Source organism: Paenibacillus hebaui (assembly GCF_051934385.1).
GTDB lineage: Bacteria > Bacillota > Bacilli > Paenibacillales > Paenibacillaceae > Paenibacillus.
This window is the reverse complement of record NZ_CP196836.1, coordinates 3,228,735-3,249,010: the sequence shown is the minus strand read 5'-3', so window position 1 is coordinate 3,249,010 and position 20,276 is coordinate 3,228,735. Positions and strand designations below refer to the sequence as shown.

Annotated in this window: 20 protein-coding genes; 7 read left to right on the top strand and 13 right to left on the bottom strand. The window is 42.2% G+C overall.

All coding sequences use genetic code 11. The features are described from left to right. Positions 1-47: 47 nt before the first annotated feature. Positions 48-1,412 (bottom strand): DEAD/DEAH box helicase, encoded by a 1,365-nt coding sequence (locus tag ACR32F_RS14335; RefSeq protein WP_440119341.1) that lies wholly within the window; start codon positions 1,410-1,412, stop codon positions 48-50. Positions 1,413-1,906: 494 nt separating this feature from the next. On the opposite strand from ACR32F_RS14335, the gene ACR32F_RS14330 reads away from it, so the two are divergent. After that, positions 1,907-2,284, top strand: a complete 378-nt coding sequence (locus tag ACR32F_RS14330; RefSeq protein WP_440119340.1) for a hypothetical protein — start codon at positions 1,907-1,909, stop codon at positions 2,282-2,284. Between the two features lie 321 nt (positions 2,285-2,605). On the opposite strand, the gene ACR32F_RS14325 is transcribed toward ACR32F_RS14330, so the two are convergent. From ACR32F_RS14325 to ACR32F_RS14295, 7 genes are all read right to left on the bottom strand, one after another. Further along, positions 2,606-4,324, bottom strand: a complete 1,719-nt coding sequence (locus ACR32F_RS14325; RefSeq protein ID WP_440119339.1) for an ABC transporter ATP-binding protein — start codon at positions 4,322-4,324, stop codon at positions 2,606-2,608. A gap of 2 nt (positions 4,325-4,326) precedes the next feature. After that, the gene (locus ACR32F_RS14320) at positions 4,327-4,695 is read right to left on the bottom strand and encodes a hypothetical protein (protein ID WP_440119337.1); all 369 of its coding nucleotides are present in this window, start codon (positions 4,693-4,695) and stop codon (positions 4,327-4,329) included. A gap of 238 nt (positions 4,696-4,933) precedes the next feature. Beyond that, positions 4,934-7,051 carry a serine hydrolase domain-containing protein gene (locus tag ACR32F_RS14315; protein ID WP_440119336.1) on the bottom strand — a complete coding sequence of 706 codons (2,118 nt, stop codon included), beginning with the start codon at positions 7,049-7,051 and terminating at the stop codon, positions 4,934-4,936. A gap of 158 nt (positions 7,052-7,209) precedes the next feature. Beyond that, entirely contained in the window at positions 7,210-8,664 is a 1,455-nt protein-coding gene (locus ACR32F_RS14310; RefSeq protein WP_440119335.1) for an alpha/beta hydrolase family protein, read from the bottom strand. Between the two features lie 183 nt (positions 8,665-8,847). Beyond that, positions 8,848-9,828 carry an alpha/beta fold hydrolase gene (locus ACR32F_RS14305; protein WP_440119334.1) on the bottom strand — a complete coding sequence of 327 codons (981 nt, stop codon included), beginning with the start codon at positions 9,826-9,828 and terminating at the stop codon, positions 8,848-8,850. A gap of 226 nt (positions 9,829-10,054) precedes the next feature. Next, a complete protein-coding gene (locus ACR32F_RS14300; protein ID WP_440119333.1) occupies positions 10,055-11,425 on the bottom strand; it encodes a sensor histidine kinase in 1,371 nt (456 codons plus the stop codon). After that, a complete protein-coding gene (locus tag ACR32F_RS14295; protein ID WP_440119332.1) occupies positions 11,422-12,096 on the bottom strand; it encodes a response regulator transcription factor in 675 nt (224 codons plus the stop codon). The genes ACR32F_RS14300 and ACR32F_RS14295 overlap by 4 nt, the downstream gene beginning before the upstream one ends. Positions 12,097-12,374: 278 nt before the next feature. Between ACR32F_RS14295 and ACR32F_RS14290 the strand changes: the two genes are divergently transcribed. From ACR32F_RS14290 to ACR32F_RS14275, 4 genes are all read left to right on the top strand, one after another. Beyond that, positions 12,375-12,932, top strand: a complete 558-nt coding sequence (locus ACR32F_RS14290) for a helix-turn-helix domain-containing protein (RefSeq protein WP_440119331.1) — start codon at positions 12,375-12,377, stop codon at positions 12,930-12,932. A gap of 119 nt (positions 12,933-13,051) precedes the next feature. Continuing rightward, complete coding sequence (locus ACR32F_RS14285) at positions 13,052-13,525, top strand: YbaK/EbsC family protein (RefSeq protein ID WP_440119330.1); 474 nt, start codon at positions 13,052-13,054, stop codon at positions 13,523-13,525. Between the two features lie 135 nt (positions 13,526-13,660). After that, positions 13,661-13,852, top strand: a complete 192-nt coding sequence (locus ACR32F_RS14280) for a DUF961 family protein (RefSeq protein WP_440119852.1) — start codon at positions 13,661-13,663, stop codon at positions 13,850-13,852. 18 nt (positions 13,853-13,870) lie between these two features. Then, positions 13,871-14,047: a DUF961 family protein gene (locus ACR32F_RS14275; protein ID WP_440119329.1), complete on the top strand. Its 177-nt coding sequence runs from the start codon at positions 13,871-13,873 to the stop codon at positions 14,045-14,047. 33 nt (positions 14,048-14,080) lie between these two features. On the opposite strand, the gene ACR32F_RS14270 is transcribed toward ACR32F_RS14275, so the two are convergent. The 3 genes from ACR32F_RS14270 to ACR32F_RS14260 all read right to left on the bottom strand — a co-directional run bounded on the left by ACR32F_RS14270 (position 14,081) and on the right by ACR32F_RS14260 (position 16,610). Further along, positions 14,081-14,833, bottom strand: coding sequence for a hypothetical protein (locus tag ACR32F_RS14270; RefSeq protein ID WP_440119328.1), 753 nt, complete (start codon positions 14,831-14,833; stop codon positions 14,081-14,083). 148 nt (positions 14,834-14,981) lie between these two features. Continuing rightward, a complete protein-coding gene (locus ACR32F_RS14265; protein ID WP_440119327.1) occupies positions 14,982-15,884 on the bottom strand; it encodes a DMT family transporter in 903 nt (300 codons plus the stop codon). 87 nt (positions 15,885-15,971) lie between these two features. Continuing rightward, positions 15,972-16,610: an NAD(P)-dependent oxidoreductase gene (locus tag ACR32F_RS14260; protein WP_440119326.1), complete on the bottom strand. Its 639-nt coding sequence runs from the start codon at positions 16,608-16,610 to the stop codon at positions 15,972-15,974. A gap of 219 nt (positions 16,611-16,829) precedes the next feature. On the opposite strand from ACR32F_RS14260, the gene ACR32F_RS14255 reads away from it, so the two are divergent. Continuing rightward, the gene (locus ACR32F_RS14255) at positions 16,830-17,489 is read left to right on the top strand and encodes a hypothetical protein (protein WP_440119324.1); all 660 of its coding nucleotides are present in this window, start codon (positions 16,830-16,832) and stop codon (positions 17,487-17,489) included. A gap of 66 nt (positions 17,490-17,555) precedes the next feature. Here the strand turns inward: ACR32F_RS14255 and ACR32F_RS14250 are convergent, their stop codons facing one another. Next, on the bottom strand, positions 17,556-18,161 hold the full coding sequence (locus ACR32F_RS14250) for a TetR/AcrR family transcriptional regulator C-terminal domain-containing protein (RefSeq protein ID WP_440119323.1): 606 nt from the start codon (positions 18,159-18,161) through the stop codon (positions 17,556-17,558). Positions 18,162-18,399: 238 nt separating this feature from the next. On the opposite strand from ACR32F_RS14250, the gene ACR32F_RS14245 reads away from it, so the two are divergent. Further along, positions 18,400-19,884 (top strand): DHA2 family efflux MFS transporter permease subunit, encoded by a 1,485-nt coding sequence (locus tag ACR32F_RS14245; RefSeq protein WP_440119850.1) that lies wholly within the window; start codon positions 18,400-18,402, stop codon positions 19,882-19,884. 179 nt (positions 19,885-20,063) lie between these two features. On the opposite strand, the gene ACR32F_RS14240 is transcribed toward ACR32F_RS14245, so the two are convergent. Continuing rightward, positions 20,064-20,276, bottom strand: a complete 213-nt coding sequence (locus ACR32F_RS14240; protein WP_440119322.1) for a hypothetical protein — start codon at positions 20,274-20,276, stop codon at positions 20,064-20,066.

The window sequence follows — 20,276 nt, the reverse complement described above, 5'->3', positions numbered from 1 at the left end:
ATACAAAAACCTCCTCCACGTCATGGAGAAGGCTTTTGTATGTTTTTTTAGAGAACTTTATTGGCTTTACTGTTCTTTGTCTTGTTGTGATTTAATTTGCTAGTACCTGTTCTACTATTGTTTGTATTCCCGTTCTGCGCTTTGCCACTCTTAGCAAACCACTCCGATTTAGGCTTGCGTGCCGGGTTCGCCTTTGGCTTGGCAGGTTTACTTGCCATGGATTTATGGGCTGCAGCTTTTGATGGTTTATTGTTTTTGACAGACGCTGGCACATTCGCCATCGGATAAGGATGTCCTTTTACTTCAGGAACGCTCTTCTTGATCAATTTCTCGATATCCTTAAGGAACGGCAGTTCTTCCATTTCGCAGAACGAAATCGCCATACCGCTATTCCCTGCTCTACCCGTACGGCCAATTCGGTGAACATACGTTTCTGGAATATTAGGCAGGTTGAAGTTGATTACATGAGAGAGTTCCTCAACATCAATTCCTCTTGCCGCAATGTCCGTCGCCACCAATACTCGCGTGACTCCGCTTTTGAAATTATTCAATGCTTTTTGCCGATCATTCTGAGACTTGTTGCCATGAATGGCTTGAGCAGCAATATTCACTTTGGACAACTCGCGTGTAACGCGATCAGCGCCGCGCTTCGTACGAGTGAACACGAGTGCCGAGACAATGGATTTATCCTCCAGGATCTGGTTCAACATATTCTGTTTTTTGCCATTTTCTAATAAATATACAGACTGTTCAATTCGCTCTACAGTGGAGGACACTGGTGTAATTTCTACTTTCACCGGATCAACCAGCAGCGTTTTTACCATTTTTGTAATTTCCGGAGGCATGGTTGCTGAGAAGAAAAGGGTCTGTTTCTTGGCCGGCATCTTGGAGATAATTCTCTTCACATCATGAATGAAGCCCATGTCCAACATCCGATCCGCTTCATCAAGGACCAAAATTTGCACATATTGCAAATCAATACGTTTTTGATTGATCAAATCGATCAGTCTGCCTGGTGTTGCAATAATAATATCTGCACCTTGACTCAGGGCGCGCTCTTGCGCTTTTTGCGAAACGCCACCAACGATAGCAGAACAACGAATATCAGTGTACCGGCTATACATCTTAATGTTATCCGAAATCTGAATAGCCAATTCTCTTGTTGGTGTTAAAATTAATGAGCGAATACGGCGCCCAGGTTTAGGACTATTCGACTTCTCGCTTAATAATTGAATAATCGGCACAGAAAATGCTGCCGTCTTACCTGTTCCTGTTTGCGCACATCCAAGCAGATCTCTACCAGCTAGAACTGCTGGAATCGCCTGTTCCTGTATGGGTGTTGGAGCAGTATAGTTCGCTTTGCTCAAACCTTCTAAAATCGTGGGTATAATATTCAAGTCTTTAAATGTCATTTTATCTCCTTAATTTACGTGCTAATAATCATTAGACGTATCTTTCTTTTCACAAACGTAACAAATAAGGATAACATTAAAAATGTCATTTGTACATGTCTTTTTAAGTTTCTAACTTTCAAGATGCTCGAAATGCTCTATTTTTGGCCCCTTTATGATCTCTCGTACTACAAATTCCTCACATTTAATCCTATTACATCAAAATTATTGCTATGAAATTAATCACTATTTCGTGAATTATACCCTTTTCGTATATTCCAAATGACACAATTAATTCAATCATTTTCCATTACAATATATGGTATATTATACATGTTCACTGGTACATAGTAAGTGGATAGTAAATAGAAGGGAGTTTGAATATATAGATTGAATTAAATCTCGCTTTCTTTTTTTATTACGTTAGAAGAAGTTACATTTGATGTCAACTAGAGTTATTATACTCGCTCAAAAGTAGAAATATTCTAATCCTAATGTGAAAAGGAGACTTTCAAATGTTAAAAAAATTCATTGCAGCTTCCCTAATTGCAACAACCTTACTTCCTGCATCGGGAGCTTTTGCGGATCAAGATGCAAGCGATAAAGTAATCCCTCCGTCATCCACAGTTGTAGTTGCCCCAGAGCTACCTAATACCGAAGTTAGCGTAATGGCTTTGTCATCATACTATAAGGTAATTGACTATTCTAATTTCCGGAAAACGCCTTCCCCCACAGGTGTGAATATTGGTTCACATGTATACGGCGATATAGTTTATGGCGGTACTGAAAGTGTTCTTGTAGAAGGTATGACTTATCTATATGTCTACAGTTATAAGTATCAGGCATGGGGATGGGTCCAGAATTACTATCTTGAAAAGATTGTGCAACCATAGACTTAAATTCTTTAAATTCAGAAAAGCGTTAAGTTCAAGAGACCCATCTTGAACCCAACGCTTTTCTTTTCCTGTTAATTCACTGGATCAACTTATCAGTTTTGACCCTATTGCAGATCCAAGTACCATCGCAATAAACACAAGTCTTCAGGCGTTGCAGCGTTCTCAATAACAAATCTTACCGAATGGCTTTTTGTTCAGTTTGTCACACTCTTTATTAGTTAAATGCAACAAGTCATATGGGCTACAACCTATTGCAAAAATAAAAAAACTGAGAAACAAACTGCAGTTAAGCAGTTCATCTCCCAGGCTGTTACTTCATTATGAGTGACTGTATTGCACCTGATGAAGCCGACTGTATATGCCTCCGGCAGCGACCAGTTCCTCATGGTTCCCCTGCTCTGCAATACCGTCTGCATTGACGACGATAATCCGATCTGCATTCTTAATGGTTGTCAGTCGGTGTGCTATAACAAGGGTTGTTCTACCGACAGACAGTTCCGCCAGGGACTTTTGAATGAGTGCTTCCGTTTCCGTATCCAGAGCGGATGTCGCTTCGTCCAGAATGAGAATGGGCGGGTTTTTCAAAAACATGCGTGCGATGGACAAACGCTGCTTTTGTCCTCCCGAAAGTTTAACACCACGTTCACCAATGACCGTATTCATCCCCTCTGGCAAAGTAAGAAGCAATTCTTCCAAGGAAGCACGACGGGCTGCTTCCCAGATTTGATCGTCCGTAGCCGTCAAGTCACCGTAAGCGATATTTTCCTTAATGGTGCCTGAGAAGAGGAATACATCTTGTTGAACAATACCAATATGTCTACGTAGTGATTCCAACTGAACCTCTCGAATATCCATACCGTCAACGGTGATCCGTCCTTCCTCTACCTCATAGAATCGTGGAAGAAGACTGCAAATCGTCGTTTTACCCGCACCAGATGGACCCACAAATGCAACGGTTTCCCCTGGCTTCACGGACAAGCTGATATTATTCAGAATCCGGCGATTTGGCTCATACCCGAACGAGACATTTTCGAAGCGAATATCCCCTTGCACGCTTTTCAGCTCAACGGCATTTTTGGCATCGGCAATTTCCGGCTCGGTATCGATGATTTCCAGATAACGCTTGAATCCGGCAATACCTTTGGGATAACTTTCGATGACGGCATTAATTTTCTCGATCGGGCGGAAGAAGATATTGGACAAGAGCAGGAATGCCATGAAGTCCCCCATATCAATTCTGCCATCGATGAAGAACCACGCACCGCTAATCATCACAAACACGGTAACCAGGCGCATCATCATATAGCTGACTGATATACTCTTCGCCATCGTTTTGTAAGCAAGCAGCTTTGTTTTACGGAAGTTCTCGTTGTCTTCGGAGAACAATTTCTTCTCATGCTCTTCGTTTGCGAACGATTGTACGACACGAATTCCGCCTACGTTGTCTTCAATACGAGCATTGAAATTGCCCACATCTCCGAAGAGACGCCGATAGGTCTTTGTCATGCGTCCACCAAACACGATAATAACCCAGGCCATGATCGGAATAATGATAAAGGTGATCAGCGCAAGCTCCAAATTAATATTTGCCATGAGCCAGAACGACCCGATCAATGTCATTACCGCGATGAATACATCCTCGGGTCCGTGGTGGGCTACCTCTCCAATATCGTTCAGATCATTGGTCAGATGCCCAATCAGATGACCTGTTTTGCGATTATCGAAAAACCGGAAGGACAGCTTCTGCAAATGAGCAAACATCTTCGAACGCATGTTGGTCTCAATGTTAATCCCGAGCATATGTCCCCAGTATGTAACGACATAATTCAAAACGGTATTCAGCGCATAGATCGATAATAGTACAATACAGGCCAGAATAATGAGCGGCCAATCCTGACCCGGAAGCAACTCATTAATGAACTTGCTTACCGCAAGTGGAAATGCCAGTTCCAATAAACCGGCGAGGACTGCACAACCAAAATCAATGAGAAACAGTTTTTTGTAAGGCCGATAATACGAAAAGAAACGACGCACCATTCCTATTCACTCTCCAAATCCTTAGTAGGGCTTTCTTCTTCATTTTGCAGTTCGAAGAGATGCATATATTCATCGATCACCTGATCTATGGCTTTCAACTCTCCACTAATCACGGGACGGATATGCTCATATTCCTTCTGGCTCAGTTGTCGGGCCAAAGTGCTTCTTCTGTTCTGCATTTGTTCCAAAAAGACAAGAATCCGACCACGGCGAAACGTTTGTGCTCCGTTGCCTCGTTTCCCGTGATGCTCGCTGTGACCTCTTCCCCGTCTTGAACGTTCTCCGCGTTGCTCACTGTCTCCATCATCACGACTGACACGTTCACCTTGACGCACACTTCTATCCGTTTCTTCGATATGACTATCTCTCATCGGATGAAACACCTCCATTAGTTGTATACATATGTATACGACTGTTGATGTATACGATTGTATGCATAATGAAAAGGAGAGTCAACCTTAATTTTCCAACCAAGCAAATGCGCATGCAAGTTCGTCATTTTTTCAACAGAAAAAAAGCCGCAAAAATGCGGCTTGCGGCTTTTTGTTTTGTTCGTAACTGTTCTTACTCCTTCGAAAATCATCATCTTTCCATACACCAAATTAATTTTTACTTTTTTAATGAAATTTCAAATTTGGAACCGACCTCACCTGCAAATACAATGCGGCCGTTTTCTGGTAATACAACCTCATTCTTACCGCTGATGACGGTGTGATTGATACACACACCCTTTTGATCATATACGGCAAAGGCGCCATTTGAAGGCAGTTTAACGGTCATGACTTTGCCTTTCACAGTCGCTGGTACCGAAAACCATTTGGCATAACCGTCTGCTTGAATCGTTGTTACAGATTGTTTGCCCGAATAGAGTGGTTGTACAAGTTCCTCACCGGCAAATACGCTACCTAAGGCTGTAATGTAATCTACTCCGTTCTTTTTAGCAAAATAAATCTCCTTTGTATCACGTCCAGCCATGCCAGGGATTTGCAGCTCAGTGACTGCTTCGTTTGCTCCAGTAATCTTATTATTGGACATATACCCTGGAGTCTCTTTATTCGTATGAATAGGGAGGATTGGTGATGAATGGAGATAAACCGTTGATGTATATTTCTGATTCACCACGTAATATTTTTTACCTTCACGCTTTTCCCATGAGGTGGTAATATCCTGGGATACTTCATTGGCTTCCAGCTTCTCCGCTGTATATTCTGAGAAAGCCAATTGTCCAAGTCCTTGCAAGGATATATAAGATCGAGACCACAGATAAGTCCTTCCATTCTTCTCCGTAACGAATTTCAACTTTTCTGTCCCTTCATCGTTAACAAAAGTACCATCCGCTGTATATGTGTATTTTTGAGCCGGATCACTTGGAGCTGTGAGTGTGGATATAGTCATTTGTCCAGCAGTATTCATTTCGATCTTCCTAACCGAATTATTGCCGCCATATATACCTGCATACGTGGCTATTTCTTTAGGTATATCTGCCTTCACTGGCACACCAAATGATTTTTCCGGCTTCCGTTCTGTAATAATACCCTTTTCTTCAAGTACGCTGAGTAATAATTCACTCGCAATGAACTGATCTTTTGCACTTGTCCCACCTGATGAGGTAACGGCTGCAGCCAGATTGTATTCCGGTAGTACAACTAATGATGAGTGATACGATATGGTATCTCCACCTTTTGTAACTGCCTTGATGCCGTATTCACTGAATGGGAACAAGTTCACACTATCCCACCCTAACCCGTAAGATATAGACGTATCGCTATCCTCCGGCCACATGCCTCTTTTGTATTCTTCTTGCTCCATGGCTTCTACCGACTTACTGGAAAGAATGCCTTTGACCTCTCCCGTGAAGATTTGTGAGAATTTCACAAGATCTTCAGCAGTGGAATAAATGCCTCCTGTAGCGATGATATTATAATTCTCTTGCGGAAGCTGGCCTTCATACAAAGGAGAGTAGATTCCCGCCATGTCTGCCGGGTCAACCACATCCTGTGGTGTTTTGGTATGCTTCATATCCAGAGGCTCCGTAAAATATTGGTGTATAAAAGACGTAAAGCTCATACCGCTAACTCGTTCAACCATAATCTCGGCTAACGTAAAACCGTCGTTACTATACACCGAGAATGCTCCAGGATCTGCCTTCAGGTTTTGATTCGCCAATTGCTCCAGAAACGTATCATGTGAATACGTGTCATTATCCCCGTACAATGTGGCATTGCTGCCGGAGCTGCCCAGCAGACTGGAGGAATGATTCAACAGCATGCGTGGCGTGATTTGTTTGTAGCGATGATCTTTCATCTTAAAATCAGGTAAATAGTTCACAACTGGCAGATCCAAATCAATCTTTCTCTCGTCAACAAGCTTCATCACAGCAGCTGTAAGAAACATTTTGCTGGCTGATCCTATGCCATAGATCGTATCCGACGTAAGAGGTACGTTGTCCTTTAGATCATTTTTGCCTGTCTGACCTGAAACCACAATCTCTCCATGATCCATAAGTGCATATTGCAGACTTGTTGTTCCGTACGTTTCGGTGAGTAACTTGGCCTTCTCCATCACCGTTTTCTTGGTTGGTTCATACGTAAGATAACTGCTACTCGTAGCAGGCGCGGCCATTGCAGACATTGGAGCCAACATCGTTAACACCAGAGTTAACGCGGCGATTGAAGTTCGTCTTTTCGCTGCTCTTTTGCCCATCCCCATTTTTTCTTGTTGTGCCATCCGCATCTTCTCCTGTCCTGATCTAATATTGAACCATCTTAACTTGGTTCTATAGTAAGCTTAACTAAACAAGATGTACTGCCCGTGACGTCAATATGAACCGAATATGAACAGGAAAACATGCAGCAGCGTCAGTCTACTCCGTCGGACATGATCGGTTAGAGTTCGTCCGGATCTATAAATTTCACCTCTGGGTACATGTCGCTCGGCCCCTCAATCAGGTTTCCACCCGTTCCTTTCAGTTGCTTGTTAAAGAAATCAAGTACATATTGATTTATGATTTTTGATCCTCTTATACCATTGATGTCTCCTGTTATTCCCGTCAGTTTAATTAACTCCGAATAGAATTGAAGGTCCGTGAAATTGAAGTGTTGCGTTCCTTCTACATAAATCACATTTCCCCCATGTTCGATAACATTTTTCATAATGTGCAGCTCATCTGAAAGAGATTTAGTTACTTCGTCATCCGAATTTCTATCCATTTCAAAATTGGCTAACCAGTCTTCAAAACTTCCCGATCTGATGAACATAAACGGCTTGTTTATATCATCTCTATTTTCCACTTCATATAATGACCCATCCATATTAACCCCGGCCTTGATTCGATGATCCAAATAAGTTGCATTAAACGCGGTTGCACCCCCAAAAGAATGCCCCATCACGCCGATGTTATTTAAATCGATTTTCCCTTTGAATTGACTTTCAATTGCACCTGAATTCAGCTTTTCGATTTGACTGATTACAAACTCCACGTCTTGTGTCCATACATTCCCGATCTTTGTACGATCATCTAGTGTAGTCGTCTTTGCTGTATAATCTGTTACACGGCCATCCGGAAAAATGGTAGCAAAGGTGCTATACGTATGATCGATTGTGACCACGATATACCCATTACTGGCCAGATTCTCGGCCTGTGATGCATGTAGGACTTTACTGGTTCCCATGCCATGAGATAGCAGTACCAAGGGATAAGGATTTGTGGAAGGTAATATTTCTACATTTTCATAAGAGTTGGTTCTATTATACTTCCAGTAATCGAGCACAAAGTCAGGCAGCTTTAAAGAAGTAGAGAAGCTCTGAATATACTTTTTGAACATTTCTTTATCTTTTGGAAACAGCGGGTCACGCTTGTTGTTATTAATGTTTTCAGTAGGGTACCAGACTTGAACCATTAGCTCCCTCTTATCGCTTTGATCTTCAGTGAAGACTTCGTCTCTGTTCTGGTCCGTTAAATGAAATGTTTGAGTACCCACTTTCTCTGGACCATCAAGCTTCGGTAAATCAAAAACAGGTAAGTATACAGATAAGACGGTAGAACCAACAAGCAGAATGACGATTAGGGAAGATAAACTATATTTCAAGAACTTCCCTATTTTTAGATTTACCATCTTTTCGGAATGCCTGAATAAAACGATGATTATGAATATCGCCGTCATGATATATACCAAAAGCATCTGCCATCTGTATCCCTCAACCAACAATTGAACTGCAAGTATAACGCCACTTCCTATACTCAAACCCAATCCTGTTTTCTTTGCACTTCTTTTAATAAACAATAAATCTACAAGTAAAGCGAAACAGGATAGAACTAAAAGTATCTCAAATAATCTCATTTGAATTCCTCTCTCTCATTAATAGATCCTGATTCAAACGTGAGCGGTCGAAATCCAGGAAATAAAGTATACAGCAGGATACCGGCTGAATTGGACAAATTGTAAGAAACCGCCCCACGGGACGGTTTCTTACATCATTCACGCATCTTTGAAATCGCGCTGAACTTATCTAGAACATTTCATTTACTTCGCTTCATTCATGAATGCTCTAACGTCTTCAGCTATTTCTTTAGATAACGTATGGTGCAAGTAATGTTCGCCATCCATTGTGATTACTTTTCCATGTACCGAGTCTTTGATCTGTTCTTCGTGCAAAGGTATCCATCCTTCTACGCCTGTATTATTCGCCTGTATAAGGAAAAGAAGTGGAAGGTCTTTAGGGAAGGTTAAACCTTGAGCTTCTTTAAAATTGGAAGCAATATGATCCATCTCATTCAATGTCGTGGAGCTGTTCGAGTTTTTATTGGACAACATTTTCATCTGCTCTACGGTATGATCATCAAATGCGAGTCCAGCATAGGGGTCACCACTAAATTTGACCACCAATCTTTGTAGACCTGATTTTTTAAGGAAATTGAACATTTTTGTAGGTAATTTGGCATCCATACCCGGTTGTGTTGGAACACTGCTGTCAATTCCGACAAAGGCAGTTACCTCATCTGGATATTTGTTCACATACTCAATACCGTAAATGCCTGCAATCGAGTGGCCCATCAGCATGTATTTGTCAATATTAAGCTGCTGTAGAGCTTCATGGATTTCACTTACGATATTCTCTGAGGTTCTCTCTTTTTCCGTTGCATCACTTAAGCCATAACCGAAAGGCTCAACTGCAACAACTTTGTAATATGGAGATAATTCGTCGATGAGCAGCTTAAAATCAAGCGCTGGTGCAGCTGTTCCAAAACCAGGCAGAAGTACGATCGTTTCTTTGCCTTCACCTTGAATGAGCACATTCATATTTTTCCCGTCTACGGATACGTGCTGGCCGTAAGGCTCTATCTTTTTCGCCTCTGAATTGCTACTGATCACATTCGTGATATAAACAATACCTAGAAACAGAATAATGGCGATTACGATTGCCCCTAGTATTTTAAGTATAATGTTTCGTACTTTCTTGGCCCTCGATCCATTCTTTGCTTTCTTTTCCTCTGGTTGTGTCACTGTCATCTTCTCCTGTCTTGAACTGTTGGTTAGGCTTGCTTCATTGCCGCTAATGAAATCTTAACTAATAAAGATGTACTCCTCATGACGGCAATATGAACTGAATATGAACAAACAAAAAAAATGCCACGTATAACATACAAGGAAGCTTGCATGTTATACGTGACAAGAACATACGGTAGAGATCCTCCGATGCATAATCTATACATCGGCCGATACTGTAAGCCTAACTATCCGTTGGGTGATGAATTGGCAACGTGATAATAAAGGTCGTGCCTTGACCAGGTTCGCTTTCCACTTGGATGTCACCCTGATGAAGCGATACGATCTGTTTAACGATAGCTAGTCCCATACCACTCCCGTCATATTTACGACTGTGGGAACGATCCGCCTTGAAAAAACGCTCGAATATACGCTTCTGGTCTTCCAGGGGAATGCCAATGCCTGTATCGGATATTCGGACGATCACATTTTTGATATCCTGTGTGATACTAACGTTTATCACGCCACCATCCTCAGAGAACTTGATGCCATTGCTGAGGATATTCGTCCATACCTGATTCAATTGGTCATGATCAGCCGTTACTTTAACCGTCTGCAAATCAAGCTCGAAATGAATGCTGCGAGCAGACCATTGCGGCTGGAGCGCCACGATGACCCGTCTGATCTGTTCATCAAGGCTTAAAGTGATGAGCCTCAGTTGCTGCGACTGCGATTCAAGCAAACTCAGCTTGAGCAGGCTATCACTCATTTTGGACATTCGCTTTGCTTCAGCGATAATAATATCCAGATAACGGCTTCGTTCGTGATCTGAGAGATTGACTTGCTTGAGCGCCAGAGCGTAACCGGATATCGAAGTGAGCGGAGATTGAACCTCATGCGACACATTCGTAACGAATTCCCTGCGCATCTGCTCCAACTGCTGTAGATCATGCATCATTTCTTCGAAGCTGCGAGCCAACGTACCGATCTCACTCGTTTGCTTAATGTTCAACTTGACGTTGAAATCTCCAGCTGCGATCCGCTTGGTCGCTTTGGTCAATTTCTTGATTGGTCTGACCAGAAATACAGAGGCAACTAAAATCAACAAGCTTCCTGCAATCAATGAACAGGTCGCAAAAATCAAGCCCCACTCGATCACAAAAGAGGCTGAAGGCGGGGAGAGTGTTTCTAGAAACATCGCTTTTGTGCCCATTTCCGTCTTGATCGGTAGCCCCAAAAGAACGGTAGCGATACCGTTAGGCGTGTCCTGAACAACCCCTCCGCTTATAACTTTCTTGAGTTGCTCTGTTGATACCAGGGCTGATTTATGCCCGTTAAGCTTCCCATAGGACTGAAACTCGCCCGAAGCATCATAAATTCGAATATGATATGAATTAAGCTGTTTCATTCTACTAACGAATGATTCCGCCTCATCAGCAGGCATCGTCTTATAGATCTGCACAACGTCTTGGCCAAAGTTGCGTAAGTTAATTTGAGCATTTTCGTTCAATTGTTCTTTGAATATCAAGGTTGACATAAAAAAAGAAATGATCGTGCCTGCGATGACAGAGACCAGAAAGGTAAGCACCACACGAATATATAAGGACTTGATCATTGGTAAACCTCAAGCCGGTACCCTAGCCCACGCACCGTTTCAATCCGAAATTCGGGTGTAGACGCAAACCGTTCGCGTAGGCGCTTAATATGTACGTCTACCGTTCGATCATCTCCGGCGTAATCAATACCCCAGATCTGATCGATCAACTGCTCACGGGTATAGACTTGTCCTGGTGTTCCAGCAAGCTTGTACAGCAATCCGAACTCCTTAAGTGGCAAAGTAAGCGACTCCGAGCCGTTCATCACCTTATACGTCTGGCGATCCAGGATGATGTTGCCAAACTGAATCGTGTGTGTGGAGCCAATCTTGTATCGTTTCAGTAATGCCCTGACACGAGCCGTGAGTTCCAACGGATCGAACGGTTTCGTCAAATAATCATCCGTCCCGAGTTCGAACCCTTTCACTTTCTCCCATGTCTCCCCTCTCGCAGTCAGCATAAGTAACGGGAGGTCAGGATTAGCTTTCCGCAGTTCTTTGCATAACGTCCAGCCGTCCATAATCGGCATCATAATATCAAGTACGACAAGATCGACATGTGTTGATCCGTAAACGGTCAGGGCTTGCTTGCCGTCCTCGGCTTCGACTGTTTCGAATCCGTCATTTCGTAGAAATAAACAGACAAGTTCACGAATGTTCGCATCGTCATCAGCAACCAGTATAGTAGGCATTTTTTTCCTCCTTTCCTCTTTTCCATCCTATGTAGTAGTAACCATTATACTATTAATGGATTTGTAAAAAGCAAGAAGCAAGTAAGAAATAGGAGAGAGATTTGATAAAGACGCATGATTCAAGTGAGTATTCCTGCCAGTGTTCCTTTAAAAAGTTTGATTATAACGCAAGACTGGAAATCATCAATCCGATTGCCGACACTGTCGCCTATTGAATTCAACTGTTAGTATGTTATATTATATTTTGACATGTTATAACATACGAAAGGAGTGATGCAATGCAATCGCCAGCATTAACTATTGGAGAACGGTTAAAAGAAATACGAGCAACTAGAAATCTTACACTTGAAGATGTTTCTAAACTTACTGATGTAAGTAAGCCTATGCTTGGACAAATTGAAAGAGGGCAGTCTTCACCAACTATTACAACTCTTTGGAAAATCGCAGTGGGCTTAAAAGTTCCTTTATCTTTATTATTGGAAGAGCTAGAAGATGAGTGCAGTGTGGTTGATACACGGTCCAAAGACGCTATCATCGAAGATGATGGAAAAATGAGAGCATTTCCTGTTTTTCCTTTTGACCCTACCCGTAACGTTGAAATATTCTATATCGAATTTGATCCTGGATGTCACCATCCATCTAAAAGGCACCTTGATGGTGTGGAAGAATATGTTTTTGTGGTACAAGGTATGTTGGAAATGGTAGTCAATACAAAAAAAATTGTTCTAAAAGAAAAGCAAGCACTCCGCTTTCGTGCTAATGTTTCTCATTCCTATAATAATCCCTATCAAGAACCATGTGTCATTTACAACATGATTTTTTACCCAAGAACATAGGCAAGTTTCATCTATATATAGTAAATTTGAAATTTATAGAACAAATGATTGTATATTTGATGAATAGTGAAAAAGATGAAAACCTTCTAGAAAATATTTAAAAATGAGGTGTGATGATTATGGCAATTGAAAAAGTAAAAGATTTTTTTAAACAATATGGTATGGATTCTCAAATTAAAGAATTTGAAGTATCTAGTGCAACCGTGGATTTGGCTGCATCTGCATTAGGTTGTGAGCCAGAGAGAATCGCAAAAACACTTTCTTTTATGGTGAATGGACAAGCTGTTTTAGTAGTTGCCGCCGGTGATGCAAAAGTGGATAACAAAAAATTCAAAGAGTATTTCAAAACAAAAGCAAAAATGCTTTCTCCTGATGAAGCCATTGATATGGTTGGTCATGCAATTGGAGGTGTTTGTCCATTTGCTATTAAAAATGATGTTTATGTTTATCTAGACATATCTCTAAAACGTTTTGAGACAATCTATCCAGCTTGCGGGAGTAGCAATAGTGCTATTGAACTTACAATAAAACAATTAGAAAAATACTCTAGTTATTCAGAGTGGATTGATGTATGTAAAGGATGGAATGATTGATTTATAGTAGTTCTATATGGGGTAGCGCCAACATTTTGACTGTTTTATACGCTAAGTATTAGCGGACATTTGCTTAGAGTAGGAAAAATTCGCTGTCTTTGCGCCTTAACGTCCTTAGCGTATATTTTCGTTAAAATGTTGGCTGGACCCCTTACTGTCCTATCTCGAAGCTATAACCTTTACTCTGATGTTCAAAGAGCAGATGATATTGTGGTGGTACTTCCTGCTGAAGCTGGCGAAAAGCACTTTGACTTTGAGGAACGTGTCAAACTGATTCGTGGTTTTACCAATTACTTTTTACATGCTGACGACATGATAAAAGAATAAAGAAAGAGAGGAAAAGTGATGAGATTACCTAATGGCATTGTATTAAATAAAGACGCTACGTTTGGGGAATTAAAGTTCTCTGCACTCCGTCGTGAAGTACGAGTACAAAATGAAGATGGTACGGTATCAGATGAAATCAAAGAACGTAACTATGACTTAAAATCCAAAGGACAAGGAATTAGACTCATAAACTGAGCGCATCTCTACCCTGTTACTGCCCAAGGCATTTTAATCAGGCAATTCTCTCAGGATTTTCTTCATTACAGCCTTGGTATGAAGAAACTGTTTCACACGAGAGCCATTGGCACCTGATGGATGAGGGAACCCCCATAAAATTTTCCCTTCCTCAATTCGATGTTCATCAAGCAATTGATGAAGTACAGCCTCCACCGACTTTCCTAATGGAATGATAAGAGGATGCTTCAACTGTTCCAATTCAGGCAGAAATGACCCCAGTACGGCTTGATACAGAAATGTATTTTTACGAATGGAAGGCTGGTGTCCATTGTAATTTTGCTTATTCACCAAGACTGGATATCGAATCAGGGAAGTTGTATGTAACAATGTACAGTCTGCTTCAAATAGGCTTTGCACATCGGGCACTCTTAAATACTCATGCAAGCCTAATTCCTGGAGCATATGAAGCAAGTTGATCCGCATGGACCCAGCCATTCTTGCAGCCCATTTGGCTTCTTTACAGGCTTGCTCATATGTGCTGTGTTCCTTCAAAGCTTTAATGGCCGTTCTATAAGCAATCTCCATCTGCTGCCAACCCGGTGTAATGCCAACAAGCATAACTGTTGCAGAAGGATTGATATACTCATTATGTGGAGAATAGAACATCTCAACCTCTCCCGAAGAGCTTAATTTCAGATCATTAATCAGCAGCTGTGCTTTGGAGTACTTCGGTTGTATCGGAAATGAATTCATCACGGTAATCAGACGCTTTTGGTGAGTCGAAGATATCAGCAGATTGTACACTCCTTACAGCCTTATGTGTTGGCTACCCTATAAATTGATAATGCAAGTACATACGCACCCTATTTTGTGCAAAAACTAGCCTGATTAATTGAAACAAAAAGGATAATTGACGGACAACATCCATCGATTACCCTTTATCGCGGTCTTTTCAGGTGGACACTGCCTTCGGAATTTCAGACCGACGTCCCTTACGGCTTGCAATGAATACCCCGGATAGAATGAGAATCAGGCCGATGATGAGGTTCCATCCAATAGGTTCATGCAGTAGTGTATATCCCCAGATCATTGCCGTTGCCGGAACCAGATAGGTAACGGATGTGGCGAACTCCGGGCTGCCTTTTAACACCATGTAATTAAAAAGAATATAGGCAACACCTGAGCCGAAGACGCCAAGACCTATTAATCCACCGATGTTGGCCGGTTCTATGACCTTCGTAAGGTCAACTTTTTCTGTTGCAAAAGCAACTATTCCACTCCCGATCATTGCACCAAGCAATGTTCCAAACGTCAACTGATACATGTTCAATTCGCCCAATAAACGTTTGGATAATTGAGAGCCCACTGCATAACAGAGCGTGGCACTAATCATAAATGCAAAGCCTTTGATGTCTACGGTAGCAAGCGATCCCGGGCGAATCCCGATTAGAATGATGATGCCCACAAAAGCAATGCCCATGCCCAGCCATTGTATCCGTCGAAATACAGAGCCGAAGAATAACAGCCCGACCAGCATGGTCCAAATCGGTGTCGTTGCGTTCAGCACGGATGCCATGCTGCTGGCAAGTCTGGTCTCACTAAAAGCGATCAATGTCCAAGGCAGTGCCATATTGATCATCGCTACCACGATAGCTGGTCCCCAGTGAATCCTGCGCCACTCAAACGGTTTTTGCATAATCAGCATGAAGGCTGTAATGAACACAAACCCAAAGGTAGAACGCAAAAAGGCAATGCCCCATGGTCCGAAGTCATGCAGTAAATGTTTGATAAAAAAGAACGACCCACCCCAAATGAGGCTTAGGAGAATAAGTGCAATATATAAAGATCGTGCCAAGCTATAGCCCTTCTTTCATTAAATATAGAGATGTCATTTTATGTTAACCTATCTTTATGGTCTGCGATCCCCTATTTGTACATCGCTTTACTCTGTAACCAGAACAGCTTTACGGTCATACGTTTTGTCAGTAACCTGTTTGAGCATGAACTCAGCCAAATTGGCACGGGACAACTTCAACTTGCGATAGCTATCCCGATGAATCGCTGTCTCGTGAATATATTTTCCACTATACACATCGGAAGTAAGGATCGGAGGTTGAACCAAAATCCAATTGAGCTTGCTGCTGGTGATGATTGTATCCTTTTCCTGGTGATCACGAAGCAAGTTTCTCATGAATGTTGGAATAATATACTTATACAAAAAGCCCAATTTGCCAGCATCTCGGTGAACACCGATAAAGGACAAGTGAATTAATTTCCCGGCATCGTTATTCTCCACTGCCTGAACGATGTTCTTTACGGCATCAATCAAACGCAAATCCCTTTTGAGCATGCTTTTTGCACCCAACACAGAAAAAGTTGCGTCATATTTCTCCTTTCTCAGCACATCATCGATATCCGAATAGCGGGTCGCCTCCCCCTTCACAACTTTTAGATTGTTATGAGTTACGCTAACCCTGGATGGATCTCTGACCAATGCGGTAACGGTGTGACCTACTTTAAGTGCACGTAACAGCAGTTCATTCCCTGTTCTTCCAGTTGCTCCAAAAATAATAATATTCAAATGCTCACACCCCACTGTTTATTTCACTCTCAATTACTTCATTATAATGGATTGACACCAATGGAACATGTTCACGAACGAAGAATAGAATTAGTTGTGCTACATGTAAGTAGGGATGAACATGTCTAAACATAATACGTGGACCATATGGTTTACTGTGGTATGCTTAGACACTAGACTCCTTCATTGCACATCGGGGTTCATTCGGGAGGAGATACAGTGAATTGGATACGTCAGTTCAATACAGGAGAATCCGCATTAAAAGTTAAAAATAATCGCATTATCTACTTCGCCAAATTGTCCGTTCCACTTAATGTCCTTATCGCAGTGGGCAAAATACTCTTGGGGATCTTCTCGCTCTCCTTCTTTTTATGCATTAATGCCTTTTATAATATCGGCATCGCCGTTGCCAAGTACTATGCAGCAAAAGCTCATGAGGACTTGAATCAAGGTCATTTCAGCCCGGACGAAATTAGTAAAAAACAATACGCAGCGTATCACTTTATAGGCAATATTGTGCTCGCATCAAGTATGGTATACATCATTTATTGCAGTAAACTACTCTTTGTTGCTGGCAACATAACGCATTATCCTCGATACATCGCCTTCATCATAGCTGCCGTGACTTTTACCGAAATCGCAATTTCTCTCGGCGGAGCCGTTATGGCAAGACGGAATAATGAACCGGTTATTGAAGCCATTAAACTGACGAATTTCTCTTCCTCATTAATTTCGCTTTCATTAACACAAACTGCAATCATGTCATTTTCTTACAAAGGAGATCCTACCTTTTATAATGGGCTGTCAGGTATTATTTTTGGAGCTCTGGCAGCACTCATCGGACTGTATATGATATTAAGAACCCGGACAAAAGAATAGCCTTTGTATCCTCTGTTGAATAGACATCTGCGTATAGTTGATCCTGGCTATAGACAGATGTTTTTTTCATATCAAGTCATTATAAGAATACGCTCGAATTAAAGAGAACTGCTTGGCCAGAAAATGTGGCGAATAGGGCATGTCATTGCGAAGCCAAGCTATGATGGTACCAATCAGGGCCGATGAACTGTACCAGATCGCAATTTCCTTATGAATACCCACTTCGGCAAGAGCGCTGTCCATCTCCATCCTCTCCACTTTGGCTGTAACGAGTCTTGTCAGCAATTTCAAGAGACGCTCTGTAAAAATCGGTGTTCGTTTGGAAGCGAGAACGACACGATAGAACTTGGAATGTTCAGCAAAATGCTCAAGCACTTTCACAAGTACGGGCCACCCCTCATCCGTTACTGCACTCTCAAAAAGAGGCTCATGTTCCTCTACAATCTTTTCGATGTGTTCGATCATCTCATCAGCCATCGTCTCCATCATGTCTGTGATGTCACGATAATGCAGGTAAAAGGTCACACGGTTAATGGTCGCTCGCTCCGCAATCCGATTAACGGATAGTTTCTCGATGTCCATTTCCTGTAACAGATCGACAAACGCATCACGAATCAACTGTCTTGTACGAAGTATCCGGGGATCTGTGGCAGATTTCCTTTCGTTTGTCATGTCCATTCACTCCTTCCATTTTTAAAGTTACAATTTCAAATGATCAGTCGTTTATTTCCGAATTAAGCGACATACTCTATTTTTTTGTAAAATAAGCAACAAAAATATCTTAAATCGTAAATTGTAATCTCCGTGAATATGTATATAATTCAATAAATACAATGTAAACTATACAACACGTTGTAAATTTAGTCACGTGTAGAGATTGAAAGGATGAAACAAATTGAGTCAGGCAGTAATGAAAGATCCATTAAGCGTGAAGAAGGGGCCTATACTATTTGTTATGATTCTGGGCGCATTTCTTGCAACGTTGAATCAAACCATAATGAGTGTCGCAACTCCGGAGCTGATGGGAGATTTCAATATCTCCGCTACCACGGCCCAGTGGTTAACAACAGGCTACATGCTGGTGAATGGGGTTCTTATTCCCATCACGGCCTATTTCATGCAACGCTTTTCGACAAAACAACTTTTCCAAGCCTCGATGTTTATTTTCCTAATCGGTACCATTGTATCAGCCCTTGCGACTAATTTCGGTACGCTATTAACAGGACGTATGATACAAGCAGCAGGTGCCGGCATTATCATGCCGCTGTTGATGCATGTCATTCTTACCTTGTTCCCTGCTGAGAAAAGAGGATCTGCTATGGGTATGGTCGGGTTTGCCATTATTTTCGCCCCGGCGATTGGGCCTACACTTGCTGGTTATATTCTCGAAAACTATACATGGCAAACCATGTTTTACGGTATGATTCCACTGACTGTTATTGTCATTGGCTGTGCGTTCGTATATCTGAAGAATGTATCGGAACGAGTCATTACCAAGTTCGACACCATTAGTGTGTTACTGTCCACGATTGGTTTTGGCGCGTTGTTATATGGCTTCAGCCGAGCGGGAAGTCTGGGATGGTCAAGCGCAGAAGTACTTGTATGCATTACTGCTGGCATCGTTGCTCTTGCCCTGTTCACATGGCGGCAGCTCGTTTCTGCAACTCCCCTGCTTGATCTGCGGGCATTCAAGTATAGTATGTTCTCCTTGACCACAATCATTAATATCGCAATCACGATGATCATGTATGCTGACATGATGTTGCTTCCTTTATATCTTCAAAATGCACGTGGGTATTCCGCGCTGGAGTCCGGGCTATTGCTGCTTCCAGGAGCACTCGTCATGGGCTTCCTCATGCCCGTAACCGGTAAATTATTTGACCGATTCGGTGCGAAATGGCTGGCGATTATCGGGATGGTGATCACCATCGTGACTACGATCGGTTTCATCGACCTAACGGATTCCACCAGCTATAGCTACTTGGTATTGATGTCAACAGGCCGCCGAATTGGCATGGCCTTGCTTATGATGCCGATCCAAACTGCAGGCTTGAACCAACTGCCACCAAGGCTTGGTCCACATGGTACAGCAATATCCAACACGGTCAGACAAGTTGCTGGCGCTGTAGGTACTTCATTGCTCGTGAGTGTAATGACCAGTCGTACAACGACCCATGTGCAAGATATGATAACGACTGGTGCAGCCAAAGGCTTAACCCAGCAACAGCTTGCAACGGAGTCCATGATTCAGGGAATCAATGATGCTTATGTGGTCATTATCGGTATCGCTGTCCTCGGATTGGCACTTTCCTTCTTTATTAAACGTACGAAACAAGCCAAAGAGGAAGAATCCAAACAAGCTGTGAGACAAAAAGTTTCAATGAATTCGAATTAAGCGTGAATTACAGTGAGCAGATGATAGTTAGTCTTTCACATACCATACAAACAGCGGCAGAACGGTCGTCCAAGAAACGTCCGTTCTGCCGCTGTTTTTTGGTTTTCACTTTCCCTTATGCGGGATGAATAACATGAGCTGTTTCATTTGGTTTGACCCATCGTCATCAGCATCCCTATTCAATCCCCGAGCTTCGCCAAATCATCCTGCAGGTTGGCAAGCCGGGTGTGAAGGGTTTCAATCCATGCCTCTACCCGATCCAAATCCGACTGGGATTGAAGCCGCTCCTCATTCGCCTTTTTCAACTCTTCTTCTGTAACACTGATCTGGTACTCCAGATAGATGATATCCGACGAACTTATATCATCGTTTAAACGCTGTGAATACGTCAT